General features: G+C 69.7%; 8 protein-coding genes and 5 pseudogenes. 5 read left to right on the plus strand and 8 right to left on the minus strand.

Annotated elements, in window-relative coordinates:
• The first annotated feature begins 395 nt into the window (after positions 1–395).
• The 4 genes from C7T91_RS22305 to C7T91_RS32825 all read left to right on the plus strand — a co-directional run bounded on the left by C7T91_RS22305 (position 396) and on the right by C7T91_RS32825 (position 4,982).
• A complete protein-coding gene (locus tag C7T91_RS22305; protein ID WP_108261284.1) occupies positions 396–1,226 on the plus strand; it encodes a replication initiator protein A in 831 nt (276 codons plus the stop codon).
• Between the two features lie 194 nt (positions 1,227–1,420).
• The gene (locus tag C7T91_RS38615; RefSeq protein ID WP_145962980.1) at positions 1,421–1,939 is read left to right on the plus strand and encodes an acyltransferase; all 519 of its coding nucleotides are present in this window, start codon (positions 1,421–1,423) and stop codon (positions 1,937–1,939) included.
• The gene (locus C7T91_RS22315; protein ID WP_108261286.1) at positions 1,936–2,634 is read left to right on the plus strand and encodes a hypothetical protein; all 699 of its coding nucleotides are present in this window, start codon (positions 1,936–1,938) and stop codon (positions 2,632–2,634) included. The genes C7T91_RS38615 and C7T91_RS22315 overlap by 4 nt, the downstream gene beginning before the upstream one ends.
• 1,571 nt (positions 2,635–4,205) lie before the next feature.
• A complete protein-coding gene (locus C7T91_RS32825; protein ID WP_161556053.1) occupies positions 4,206–4,982 on the plus strand; it encodes a glycosyltransferase family 2 protein in 777 nt (258 codons plus the stop codon).
• A gap of 188 nt (positions 4,983–5,170) precedes the next feature.
• Here C7T91_RS32825 and C7T91_RS36570 read toward each other — a convergent pair whose 3' ends face one another.
• The 3 genes and pseudogenes from C7T91_RS36570 to C7T91_RS22340 all read right to left on the minus strand — a co-directional run bounded on the left by C7T91_RS36570 (position 5,171) and on the right by C7T91_RS22340 (position 7,895).
• A complete protein-coding gene (locus C7T91_RS36570) occupies positions 5,171–5,476 on the minus strand; it encodes a hypothetical protein (RefSeq protein WP_236638454.1) in 306 nt (101 codons plus the stop codon).
• 78 nt (positions 5,477–5,554) lie between these two features.
• A pseudogene (xth, locus tag C7T91_RS22330) lies at positions 5,555–6,274 on the minus strand (exodeoxyribonuclease III); the annotation flags it as partial.
• A gap of 1,293 nt (positions 6,275–7,567) precedes the next feature.
• Positions 7,568–7,895: pseudogene (locus C7T91_RS22340) on the minus strand (HesB/IscA family protein).
• Positions 7,896–7,983: 88 nt separating this feature from the next.
• On the opposite strand from C7T91_RS22340, the pseudogene dgt reads away from it, so the two are divergent.
• Positions 7,984–8,745: pseudogene (gene dgt / locus C7T91_RS22345) on the plus strand (dGTP triphosphohydrolase); the annotation flags it as partial.
• An 851-nt stretch (positions 8,746–9,596) separates the two neighbouring features.
• Here the strand turns inward: dgt and C7T91_RS22350 are convergent.
• The 5 genes and pseudogenes from C7T91_RS22350 to C7T91_RS36580 form a co-directional block, all read right to left on the minus strand.
• Positions 9,597–10,073 (minus strand): annotated as a pseudogene (locus tag C7T91_RS22350) (polyprenyl synthetase family protein); the annotation flags it as partial.
• 3 nt (positions 10,074–10,076) lie between these two features.
• Entirely contained in the window at positions 10,077–10,319 is a 243-nt protein-coding gene (locus C7T91_RS22355) for an exodeoxyribonuclease VII small subunit (RefSeq protein ID WP_108261296.1), read from the minus strand.
• Positions 10,320–11,255, minus strand: a complete 936-nt coding sequence (locus tag C7T91_RS22360) for a histone deacetylase family protein (RefSeq protein ID WP_108261298.1) — start codon at positions 11,253–11,255, stop codon at positions 10,320–10,322.
• A 90-nt stretch (positions 11,256–11,345) separates the two neighbouring features.
• Positions 11,346–12,377: an NAD(P)/FAD-dependent oxidoreductase gene (locus C7T91_RS22365; RefSeq protein ID WP_161556055.1), complete on the minus strand. Its 1,032-nt coding sequence runs from the start codon at positions 12,375–12,377 to the stop codon at positions 11,346–11,348.
• A pseudogene (locus C7T91_RS36580) lies at positions 12,328–13,056 on the minus strand (hydroxymethylglutaryl-CoA lyase); the annotation flags it as partial. The gene C7T91_RS22365 and the pseudogene C7T91_RS36580, both read right to left, overlap by 50 nt.

The raw sequence follows: 13,056 nt of genomic DNA on the forward strand, positions 1-13,056 counted from the left end.
CATATCATTTCCGGACGTGGCGGTCCGCCGTCCCGAGGATATCCGCGGGAAGGCCTCCGGGACAGGTTGCCCGCGAGCAGCCAGGTGATCCCGGCACTTGCGCAGCGTGCATGGGCTGCAAGCGCGGCGCCGGGCCGGGGTTGCGGCGGCTCTGCGCGCGCCGCGTGCGGATCCCGCCGGAACTAGCGTCTGCTCGGCGCCGCGCATCATCTCGTCCCGCTGCGGCAGCAGCGGCCGGGCGGCATCCTCGGCCGAAATTTCCAGCGCGATCTCGGGTGCGACGGTGACCGGGCAGCCGAGCCAGGATTCGTAGTCGCTGCGCTCGGCGGGCGCGACCGGCATCTGCACCCGGCGNGGCAGATCTCGGTGACGAAGGCGACGTCGAAGGCGCCGATATGCGGCTCGCTGGGCAGGTCGGGCTCGGCCATGGCGATGCCGATGCGCAGGCCCGCGCCGGTATCGGCAAAGCTGACCCGGACCGGCGCGGCCAGCGGCCGGAACAGGGCCAGCCGGAGCTGACCGCGCATGACCTGCTGATCTCCTGCGGGCGTGAAACCTCGGGGGACGGCTACCGGCGGCTGCGGGATGCTTTCGAGCGGCTGGCGGGCACCCGCATCACCACCAATGTCCCGACCGGCGAGGTGACCACGACCAGCGGCTTCGGCCTGATCGAGTCCTGGCAGATCGTGCGCCGCACCCGCTCTGGGCGGATGGTGTCGGTATCGGTGACGCTGTCGGACTGGCTCTACCGGGCGGTGCTGGCGCGGTCGGTGCTGACGCTGAGCGCGGAGTATTTTTCGCTGCGAAAGCCGCTGGAGCGGCGCATCTACGAACTCGCGCGCAAGCATTGCGGCCAGCAGCCGCGCTGGCAGATCTCGATGGCGGTGCTCTGCTCCAAGTCGGGGTCCTCTTCGCCGCTGCGCGTGTTCCGCAAGATGGTCCGCGACATTGCCGCCGGAGACGGGCTGCCCGACTACACGTTGGAGGTGGCGGAGGGTGACTTGGTCGTGGTGCGTCCGCGGGACGTTTTCGAAGGGGCGGCCGCGGCCGGGCCCGTGCTGCCGCCGGAGGCGCATGACGCGGCCCGCGAGGTGGCGCCGGGCTGGGACGTGCATGCATTGGAGGCGGATTGGCGCCGCTACTGGGCCGCTTCGGGCCGCCCGCGGATCAGGAGCCCGCGGCGCGCCTTCGTGGCCTATTGCGCGAAACGGGCGCGGGATGACTGACAGGCAGCCGGGTCAGGCGGTTCCGTGTTTCGCGCGCGAAACACGGGGTCCGTCGCCGGGGCGAGGCGAGGGGGGCACGAACCCGGCATCCCCATCCGGTCCGGGCAGGGGGGTGACGCTTCGGTCGGCTCCGGCTAGACTTTGCGCTCCGAGTTGCGCGCTGTCCCGGCGCGGTCTGTCACAAGGTTCCGGTCATGGATCAGGTAAACGCTGCCTCTGCGGAGGCGCCCGTCTACAAGAAGATCAGGAAGGGCGGCCTGCGCCGCTTCCTCGGTCTGCGCAGGGTCGTCATCGACACGATGCGCTGGTACTACACGCGCATCTGGAAGATGGACCTGCATCCGAGCTGCCAGTTCTCCATGTCGGCGAAATTCGACAAGACCTATCCCCAAGGGGTGCATGTCGGCGAGAATTCCTATGTCGCCTTCGAGTCCCGCATCCTGTGCCATGACCGCACCCGCGGGCTCTACCTGCATACCCGCATCGGCCGGAACTGCTTCATCGGCGGATCGAGCCTGATCCTGCCCGGGGTGGAGATCGGCGACGGCTGCGTTGTGGGGGCGGGGTCGGTAGTGACGAAGTCGGTTCCGCCGGGCTGCGTCGTCGCGGGCAACCCGGCGAAGATCCTGCGCGAGGGCATCGAGGTCGGAGCCTATGGCCGCTTTGCCGATGCCGATGCCCGCGAAAGCGCATTGGTGGAGCAGGGTGCATGACGCAGCCCTTCCGTCCCGCCCGCCGCAGGCTGCTCGTCTCCCTTGCGGCCTTTCCGGTTCTCGGCATCGCTGCAGGAGCCCGGGCCGAGCCGGTCCCGGAGCGCACCGTGGCCAGCGCTGCGGAACTCGAAGAAGCGTTTCGCAGCGCGCCGGACGGCAGCCGCCTGCTTCTGGCGCCCGGACAGTACGGCCATGTCCGCCTCGCAGACCGCAGCTTTTCCCGCGGAATGGTTCTGACATCGGCTGACCCGGCCAGGCGTGCGGTCTTCGCCCGGAACTTGCATCTCGATGGGGTCGGCAACATGGCGATCACCGGCGTGGATTTCGCGACGGCCGGGTTCGTCGAGCATCGCGGCCGGATGGACAAGGTCCAGCTCGGCCTGACCGGGTGCCGCGATCTGGTTGTCTCCGACGCGGCCTTCACCGGCTACATTCCGGCGGCCGGGGAGGGTGTCGATCCCGAGGCTCCCGATCTGGAACGGCATTTCGCGCTGGACGGCTATGCCCGGGACGTCGGCATTGCGGTCCGCGACTGCACGGACGTTCTGGCTGCAGGGCTCCGCATGACCGACCTGCGCATTGCCGTTGCCTGCGAGGGCTCGGATCGCGTCCGCCTGCTGGGGATCGAGGTCGACCGGGCCCTTCCGCGAGTTTCGCCAGCGCCTCCGGATCGCTGGCGGCCCCCGCCTTCCTGACGATCCCGCCATGTTCGCCGGGCAGGTCGGCCGCCGTCTTCGCGCGGGACGTCGAGGGCAATGAACAGCTTCATTCCGTGATCCTCCTGCCGGAACAGATGCGGGAGCGTCGCCAGCCGCCCGCCCGGCGGGCAAGCGCAAGAAGCGGGCGGCTGGCGACGCAGGCCCCGTAGCGGCCTCCCAGTTTTGATGCAGGCGGCGTACGCGCGGAGACTATCTTTTCCGAAGTAATTTCAAAAGGATAAATGCGACGGGCATTGTTACAAAATCGGCGTCAGGACGTGATGCCCATTTCCCCATCTGAGGTAGCGTTGAAGCGGTTCATCAGGGCGACGCGGATATGGATTTCGGCGGTCTGGCGGTCGGGGTCGCACGGCGGCCGGCAGGTCGCCCACCGGACTGGCGATGACCGGCCGCCCGGCCGCCGCCGCATCGAAGACGCGCACCGCGCTCTTGCACAGGTTGAAGGGATCGTCGGCCAGCGGCACCAGCACCGCATCGGCCTCGGCAAGCTGCGCCAGATAGGCCGGATAGTCCTGNGCCGGGTCGAGCCCGGCAGTCTGCTCCAGCCCGTGGCCGATCAGGATCAGCCGCCGCGCCGGATCGGCCGCGAGGAAGCGTTCGATCGCCGGGCGCGCCACGGCGAGATCGCCCATCCGCCCGTCGGACCCGCTGGCCAGCGCCAGCGTCAGCCCAGGACCGCCGCGGACCGGCGCAGCGGCGGACAGATCGGCCAGCATGTCGGCATCGGCATAGTTGCGGCGCAGGAAGACCGGGCGCGGCAGGAAGGCGCTGACCGCCTCGATCAGCGCGGGCGTCGACACGCTGATCGCGTCGCAAGCCCCCATCACCGCGAGGATCCCCGGCGCGGCATCGGCGAAATGCCGGGTCAGGATCTCGGGCAGGCTGACCTGCGAGCCGGTAATCGCAGGCACGGAGAACAGCGGGTCGTCGAGATCGTAGAGCACCGGCAGCCCCAGCCGCCGCGCCTCGTAGAGATACATCCAGGTCCGCGGCCCCGGCTCCAGCCGGTAGAGCATCACATGGCTGGCCATCTGCAGCGCGGTCAGCGATTCCGCCTCGTCGCGGTGGTCGGCGGCGGCGAATCCCATGCCGCAGGCGGCGGCCAGGCCGCTCATCTGGTCGACGCGGTAGCGGGTGCATTGCGGCAGGCTGGCCTCGGCGATCACCGCCAGATGGCGCCGCGCGGTGCTGCGGTCGCCGCCGAAGAACACGCCGTTCCGGGCCAGGTGCTGCCAGGTCGGCCCCAGCGCATAGACCGAACGGGCGGCGGCGCCGAATCCCACCGCCTTGCCGACCGAGGTCTGGGCCAGCCGGATGCGGCCGTAATTCGCGACCCGTCCCAGAGCGGCGCGCGCTCCCTCCTCCCGGGCGATGGCGCGGAGCCGGGTCGCCAGAGGAAGCGGATTTGGGACACCATATGCCATCTCGACCCCGCACGTAACTTGGCGATAGAGGTACACCTCCGGGGACTGCGGAGCAATTCCCTCCCTTGCCGCATGCGGGAAATCCGCCATAACACGCCCGGACTGGCGCAAACGGAAGACCTGATGGAAGAGATCACGATCCTGCTCTGCAGCTACAACGGGGCAGCGCATCTCGGCGAGCAGCTCGACAGCTTTTCCGCGCAGACGCACCGGAACTGGTCGCTCGTGATCGGCGATGACGGCTCGGAGGACGCCACCCTGGAGATCGCCGCCCGGTTCCGCGACCCCGCGGGCCGGCCGCCGCGGATCCTTGCCGGGCCGCGCCGGGGCTTCGCCGCAAATTTCCTCAACCTCGTCTGCGACGGCACCCAGGCGCCGGGCCATGTCGCGCTGAGCGACCAGGACGATGTCTGGTATCCGCGGAAGCTCGAGCGCGCGATGGCGCTCCTGGCGGAAACCGATCCCGAGGTCCCGGCGCTGGCCTGCGGGCGGACGATGCTGACCGATGACGGCCTGCGGCCGCTCGGGCCGTCGCGGCTGCACCGGCACTTCGCCTTCGGCAATGCGCTGGTGCAGAACGTGGTGGCCGGCAACACGATCGTCATGAACCCGGCGGCGCACCGGCTGATGCGGGCGGCCGGGCGCCAGGACGTGCCCTATCACGACTGGTGGTGCTACCTGATGGTGACCGGGGCCGGCGGCCGCATCCTCTACGACCCCGAGCCCTGCATGTCCTACCGCCAGCACCGCCGCAACGTGCAGGGCGAGAATCTCAGTGCCGGCGCGGTGCTCCGGCGGGCGCGCGATTTCGGCGGCGGCACCTGGCGCGGCTGGTTCGAGGCGAACATCGCCGCGCTGGCCGCCTGCCGCCCCGGGCAAGCCCGCTGCCTGCCTTCGTGATGCCGCCGCGCCGGGCGCCGGCGCCGCTGGACTGCTCCGAGGGGGCCGGCCCGGGACAGGCCGCCAGCCTGCATCTGGTCTCTCCCCCGTTCCCGAGGCTCGGCGCCGGGTCATCCGGAGCACCCCCCGAAGGAGAATGCCGCGGAAGAGGCCGCCGGCCCTGTCACCGTGCAGCGCGATCAGGGGGGCTAGAGATATTTAAGAGGTTCGGCGCAGTGTTCCCGGTGCGCCTGCAGCGCATAGCGGTCGGTCATGCCCGCGACGTAATCGGCCACCATCCGCGCCAGGCGGGCTTCCTGCGCGACCAGCGCGCGCGCATGCCAGCGCTCGGGCAGCAGGTCGGGATGGGACATGTAGAGCGGGAAGAGATCGCGAATCACGTGATCGGCCTCCTCGCGCTTCTTCATCACCGGCGCCGCATGGTACATCCGCTGGAACAGGAAGGCGCGGATTTCCTTCAGGTCGTTCCAGGTCCGCGCCGAAAACTGCACCACCGGCGCGCCGGCGGCGCGGATGTCCTCGACCGATCCGGGCGCAAGCGCGGCCAGCAGCTCGCAGCTGGTGCCGATGACATCCGAGACCAGGTCCGCGGCCTGCGGGCTGAGCAGCAGGTGGTCGATGCGGATGCCGTTGTCGCGGTCCCAGGCCCCGGCCTGGTAGTCCCAGAAGCTGAAATCGCGCAGCCGCTCGGCCGGCGGGCGGTGGGGATGCACGGCGCGGATGGCATCGGTCAGCCCCAGGGACAGCAGGCGCCGCCAGGCGCGGCGGGTCTCGGGCAGGAACAGCGCGTCATTGGTCCAGGCCTCGGGGCGGGCGGCATCCTCGGGCTGCGGGATGATGTTGTAGTCGCCCGCGAAGAGCACCGGCTCCTCCAGCGCGAGCAGGTCCTTGACCCGTGCCTCCATGCGGTCGAGCCAGGCCAGCTTGTAGTCGTATTTCGGCCCCGGCACCGGATTGCCGTTCGGCAGGTAGAGCCCGCAGACCCGCACCGCGCGCTCGCCGATCACCGTCGCTTCGATCCAGCGCGCCTGTTCGTCGCTGTCGTCGCCGGGCAGGCCGCGGGTGACGTCCTCCAACGGAAGCTTCGACAGGATCGCGACGCCGTTGAAGCTTTTCTGTCCGTGGGTCTCGATCCGGTAGCCGCGCTCCTCGAAGGGCTCGTGCGGCACGCCCTCGTCGACCGATTTCAGTTCCTGGAGCACCGCCACGTCCGGCTGGGCCTCGTCGAGCCAGTCGAGCAGCGCGGGCAGCCGCGCCTTGATCCCGTTGATGTTGAATGTGGCGATCTTCATCGGTGCTGTCCTCTTGNCGGCCTCCCGCNGCAAGTCGGACGAGCGGCCCCCCNCGTGTCAANGGCGCCCCAGTTCCGGTCCTGTTGTGGAAGGNCCGCGTGCCGATCGGATAAGTTTCGGGAAACAACCNCAAACGGGCGGAATTNCGGACGNTGAAAAANGTTTCTTTATTGTCTGGGAGTTAGCAAAGGCGGCACGACCTGGCTTCATTCGGCTCTGGTGCGCAACCCGGGGATTTTCCGGATCCCGCGCAAGGAGCTGCACTATGTCCTGCGCCAGTATGGCGGGGTCGACCGGCTGANCCGACTCGGCGCGGNCTCAACAGCNCTGGCGGNTGCATTGCCGCCGCGCCCGCNTTCGTGCCGCCCGACAGCGATCTCGGCCGCGNCGACCCTGACCGACCCGGACAGCTACGGCAGCCCCTGGGATGCAGAGATGGAGGCCAACTGGGCGCCGGACGGCGTCAGCTCCCGGCGCTACCGGGGCTTCCTGCAGGCGCTGGAATGGTACAAGCCCTATCTCAAGGGGCCGATCAACGACGACTGGTACCGCAGCCTGTTCGACGGTCTTCCCGACGACCAGTACGGCGTCGACTTCTCGACCACCAGCTTCCTGGCGCGCGAGGACGGGTTCCGCCACATGGCGTCGATGGCCGAGGACACGCGCGCGATGATCATCCTGCGCAATCCGATGGACCGGCTCTGGTCGCACATGAAGTTCCATGCCGAGGGCACCCGCGAGATCNCTGCGCTNTCAAGGTCTGGAGCACGCAGACGCTNGCGCACCTNTCGCCGACCATCACNCAGCTGGTGCCGAGCAGCCTCTACGGCGATGCGGTCGAGAACATGTTCCGGCATTTCGGCCGGGAGAAGTCGCTGGNTGGCGAATTTCGAGGATATCCGCAACCGGCCGCAGCCGTTCTTCGACGAGGTGCAGGCGTTCCTCGGGCTCGACCCGGTCGCATTGCCCGAGGCCGGGAAGGACGATCCGCGGGTGATCGCCGCCTCGGCCAAGATGCCGATGCCGAAGGGGATCTTCGCGCATATCGCGGGCGATTTCGAGCGCGACCTGGAGCGGGTCGCCGAAGCCGGGGTGTCCTTCGTCGAACCCTGGATCGAGGACTGCCAGCGGCATCAGCGCGAGAAACCCGCGCCGGAACTCTGGGGGGCGGTGCCGCTGGCGCGGCGGGCGCTCAACTACCTGCGCGAAGACAGCGAGCGCCGCCAGGTCCTGCTCAGCGAACGCTGAGCGTCCGGAGCCGGGCGGGCCGCAGGCGGGCCCGTCCGGCCGGGATCACATCGAGAAGCTGGTGCCGCAGCCGCAGGACGAGGCGGCATTCGGGTTCTCGATCACGAAGCGCGCGCCGATCAGCTCCTCGGAGAAATCGATCACCGCATTCGACAGGAAGGGCAGGGAGACCTCGTCGACCACGACCTTCTGGCCCTGGCCTTCGAGCACCAGGTCGCCCTCGCCGGGCTCGTCGAGCGTGATCTCGTATTGGAAGCCCGAGCAGCCGCCGCCTTCGACCGCGACGCGCAGGGCCTTNCTGGTCGGCCGCAGAGGCATTGATCTCGGCGAGGCGCAGGAAGGCGCGCTCGGTCACTTTCGGGGGCAGGGTCAGATCCATGGGGGCGCTCTCCGNCTCTTGGAAGCTCAGATCAGGCAATATATGTGAAGGACANGGCCACAGACAAGAANAGCAGCACGCCATGTGCCAGCCCTATGCGAGCGACCCGGAGCGGCTGAGGGGCCGCCTCCACCCCGAGGAGGAAAGCGGATTCCGTTCGCCCTACCAGCGCGACCGCGACCGCATCATCCATTGCAACGCCTTCCGGCGGCTCAAGCACAAGACGCAGGTCTTCGTCGAGCACGAGGGCGACTACTACCGCACCCGGCTGACCCATTCGATCGAGGTGGCGCAGGTCGCGCGGACCATCGCGCGGGCGCTGGGGCTCAACAGCGACCTGACCGAGGCGGTGGCGCTGGCGCATGACCTCGGCCACACGCCCTTCGGCCATACCGGCGAGGACGCGCTGCATGACTGCATGGCGCCCTACGGCGGTTTCGACCACAATGCCCAGGCGATCCGCATCGTCACCCGGCTGGAAACGCAATACGCCGCCTTCGACGGGCTGAACCTGACCTGGGAATGCCTCGAGGGGATCGCCAAGCATAACGGGCCGGTGCTGGGCGCGGTGCCCGCGGCGCTGGCGACCTACAATGCCCAGCACGACCTGGAGCTGGCCACCCATGCCAGCGCCGAGGCGCAGGTCGCGGCGCTGTCGGACGATATCGCCTATACCAATCACGACCTGCTCGACGGTCTGCGCGCCGGTCTCTTCACCGAAGACGACCTGATGGCGCTGCCGATCCTCGAGCCCGCCTTTGCCGAGGTCGACCGGCTCTATCCCGGCGCGGAGGAGATCCGCCGCCGCCACGAGGCGCTGCGGCGGGTCTTCGGGGTGATGGTGATCCCGCGATCCCGGCCAGGATGATGCGGTCGGGCCCGCTTCCGGCGCCGAAGGACAGCAGCGCGACGAAGCCGAAGGCCAGCCCCGCCCCGGCCACCGCGCCGGCCGGAACCGTCAGCGCGCGCATCTCCGCCGCCAGGGCAACGGCATCGGCGGGACTGTCCGGGCGGTCCTCCGGGCAGGGCTCCGGCCCGTCGGGCAGGACGGCGGCGTCCGGCGCCTGTTCCGAAAGCCCCCGGCTGTCGCGCGGTTCCTCCGGCGGCGGCTCCGGGATGTCGGGAGGACTGTCCGTTACGGACGGCACGCCGAAGGGCGGGCTGCCGGGAAGGAACGAGGGAACCACGTCGGCGAAAAGCGTTCTGCACATGGATGGTCCCCCATATACGCTTGGCGGTTCGGCTAGTGTCGCACTCCGGAATTCTTGATGTAGCGGCAGAACGGCAGCTCTGAGTTGCATCTCGCAAGTTGCTTTGAGAGGTTAACTTGAGCAGGGCAAGCGGCATGCCCGAGCCGCCGGCGCCCGGGCTCAGCAGCGCCGCGCCTCCGCATCGGCCCCGGGTCGGATCGCGTCCCGCGGCCCGGCGTGGAGGGCCTGCGGACAGCCGGACCGATGGAGTGACCTTTGCGGATGCGTCATCCGGCGCCTCGCCGGCGCAGGCATCCTTGATCGCAAGGCCACCCGGCTGCTTCCGCAGACGGAACATTGGCACGGATCGGCCTCGCCCCGTTCCGTTCACAGGATCAGGAACCGCCAGTCCGCCGGATGACGGAAAACGCGGCCCCGGAGCGGCGGCCGACCGGACCTTGTCCGCCGGGGCGCGCGCGCTGCCGCCAAGCGGGCCACAGCGCCGGGTTTCCGCGGCGATGTCCTGCGCCTGGCCCAGCACCATGCCGCCGGCGCCCGAAGCCTCGGCCAGCGACAGCACCAGATCGGCCCGGACCGCCGGGTCTGCAGAGGCGCCGGGATCGGCCAGAAGCCGGAAGGCCAGGGTCTGCAGCGCGTCGCCGACGAGAACCGCCGTCGCCTCGTCCCATTTGACATGGACGGTCGGCTGGCCGCGGCGCAGGTCGTCATCGTCCATGGAGGGCAGGTCGTCATGGACCAGCGAGTAGGCATGCAGCGCCTCGACCGCCGCACCGGCCTGCTCCGCGCCCGCGACCCCGTGAAGCCGCGCCGATTCCACCACGAGGAACCCGCGCAGCCCCTTGCCGCCCTGGCAGGCATAGGCCATGCCGTCGCGGATCACGCTCGCCGGTTCCGCCGCGATTGCCTCGAGCAGCCGCGAGCGGACCGCATCGGCCACCGGGCCGAGCCGCGCCATGCCCATGGATCAGAGGCCCTCGACCGGCTTCAGCCCGGCGGGCTCTCCGTTGCGGTCCAGCGTGATCGCCGCGACCTTTTCCTCGGCCTGCTTCAGCTTGGTCTCGCAATGCGCCTTCAGCTCGGCGCCGCGTTCGTAGAGCTTGATCGAGTCCTCCAGACCGACCTCGCCCTGCTCCAGCTGGCTGACGACCGACTCGAGCGCCGCCATCGCCTCCTCGAAGCTCATCTCGGTGACTTTCTTCTCGGCCATTCAACCGCCCCGCTTGATCAGAACATCGACATGCGCCGCCACGGAGGCGGCGAGGGCAGCCAAATCATACCCGCCCTCCAGTGTCGAGACCAGCCGGCCGCCGCAAAGCGCGTCTGCCGCATCGCAGAGCCGTTCGGTGATCCAGGCGAAATCTTCCGTCTCCCAGTCGAGGCTGGCCAGCGGGTCCGCGCGATGGGCGTCGAACCCGGCCGAGACGATGATCAGCTCGGGCGCATGCCGCTCCAGCGCCGGGAGGATCACCTCGTCGGTGATCCGCCGCATCAGGCTGCCATCGGAGCCGGGCGGAAGCGGGACATTGACGATCTGGCCATGCGCGCCGCGCTCGGTATGCGCCCCGGTGCCGGGAAAGAGCGGCATCTGGTGGGTCGAGACGAAGAGCGCCCGTGCCTCGTCCCACAGCAGATCCTGCGTGCCGTTGCCGTGATGCACGTCGAAATCGACCACCGCGACGCGGGACAGACCATGATGGTCGAGCGCATGTTTCGCCGCGATGGCAGCGTTGCCGAAGAGACAGAAGCCCATCGCCGTTTCGGTTTCCGCATGATGCCCGGGCGGCCGCATCGCGGCGAAGGCGTTCTTCACCTCGCCCGCCAGGACCATGTCCACAGCCTTCAGGCAGCCGCCCACCCCGCGCCGCGCCGCCTCCATCGACGCGGGGCAGAGATGCGTGTCGCCGTCGAGCGCCGCCCAGCCCGCCCCGGGGATCGCCCCCGCGATCCGGTCGATATAGGCCTGCGGATGGCAGCGCCGGATATCCTCATCGGCTGCGACCGGCGGTTCGGTCCGGATCAGCGCGTCATAGCGGGGCGTGTCGATCACGGCGGCGATGGCCTGCAGCCGGGCCACCTGCTCGGGATGGCCGGGCGGGGTGACATGGGCGAGACCGGACGGGTGGGCGAAATAGGCTGTGCTCATGCCATGACGCTAGGCAGGGCGGCGGCGGCGCGCAACCGCGCCAAAGGGCGCCCCTCACCCCAACCCTCTCCCCCGAGGGGAGAGGGAGTCTCAGCGCCGGTCGAGCAGCCCGTACCAGAGATAGGCCCCAGCCAGCGCCAGCCGGCGGCACCGCCCCAGCTCGAAGCGTTTCGGCGGCAGGCGGACAAATCCGGGCAGGTCATCGGCCTCGCCCAGTAGAAGCTTCGCCGCCTGGCTTCCCGACCAGCTGGCCATCGCAACGCCGTTGCCGTGATAGCCGAAGGCCGCCACCGCGCCGGGCCAGTCGCCGAGGGGCCCGACATAGGGCACCAGCCGCCGCGTCAGGTTCGCAAGCCCCGACCAGAAGAACGGCGTCTCCACCGCTTGCCATTCCGGGAACATCGCCTCGAAATCCGCGCGCATCTTCGCCCGGATCGACCGGTGGGTCGCCGGGGTCCAGCGGATGCCGCCGCGCATGCCGAAAAGGAACCGCCCTTCGGGAAGCATGCGGAAATAGTGCAGCAGGTGGCGGCTGTCATAGGCCATCAGGTCCGAGGTCCAGCCCTGCGCCTGTCGCTCGGCTCGGGTGATTGGCCGGGTCACCAGCACCGAGGACTGCACCGGCAGGAACCGCGCCCGCATCCAGTCCGGCAGGTCGTCCGAGGCATAGCCGTTCGTCGCCAGCACCAGCCGCCTTGCCCGGAGCCGGCCCGCCGGGGTCTCCAGCAGATAGCCGCCGTGCCCGCGGGAGATCCGGATGACCGGCGATCCGCCATGGATCCGCACGCCCGCTGCCAGGCAGCCGCGGGCCAGCCCGGTGACGTATTTCCGCGGGTTCAGCCCGAAGCCCAGCCGCAGATGGAGACCGCCATGCATGCTGCGTGCCGCCAGTCCCCGTTCCGCAAGCGCGCCGGGCTCCAGCACCTCGGCCGCAACGCCGTATTCCGCCGCGCTGGCGGCGGCCTCCTCGCGGATATCCGCCATCGCGCGCGGCGAATGGGCCAGCATCGCCTCGCCGTCGGAATGCCGGTCGAAGCCGATCTGCAGCGCGTCCCCCAGCTCCGCGACCAGGTCGATCAGCGTCGAAGCGCGCCACGCCCAGCTCCAGCCCCGCCATGGCATTGGCGATGCCGAGCCCGCGGGTGTCGTGCAGGTGCAGCGCCACCGGATAGTCCGGCCAGCGGTCGCGGACCGCGCCGACGAGGCGGCGGACCAGCCCGGGATCGGCGGCGCCGATCGTGTCGCAGAGATAGATGCAGGAGGGCGGCGATCCGGCCTCTTCGCAGAGCCCGACCAGGTCGGCGGCGCGCGCCAGAACCTTCTCATGCGGAATCTCGCCCTCGTAGTTGCAGCCGAAAGCGGTGAAGAGATAGACCGGGCCGCTGCCGAGGCCGTGGGCGTCATAGAGCGCGCGCAGCTTGCGCTGGCCCTCGAGCTGGGCCTCGGGGCTGCGTCGGTTGTTGCGCTCGAGGAAGGTGTCCGAGGCGCTGCCGCTGGTCAGCGCGGGCAGGTTCAGCCCGCTTTCCGCGGCCTGCAGGAAGCCCTTGTCGTTCAGCCACATGCAGCTGTAGGTCACGCCAGGTGCGCGGCGGATGCCTTCGGCGATCCCGAGGGCATCCGCCATCTGCGGCAGCACTTTCGGGTTGACGAAGGAGGCGCAGTCGATTTCGGGCACGCCGGTCGCGGCCAGCGCCTCGATCAGTCGGATCTTGTCGGCGGTGGGCACGCCGGGCGGCTCGGCCTGGAAGCCCTCGCGCGGGCCTTCCTCGACGATGTGGATGCGGGCGGGGATGTCGCTCAT

Source organism: Mangrovicoccus ximenensis, from assembly GCF_003056725.1.
GTDB classification, from domain to species: Bacteria; Pseudomonadota; Alphaproteobacteria; order Rhodobacterales; family Rhodobacteraceae; genus Mangrovicoccus; species Mangrovicoccus ximenensis.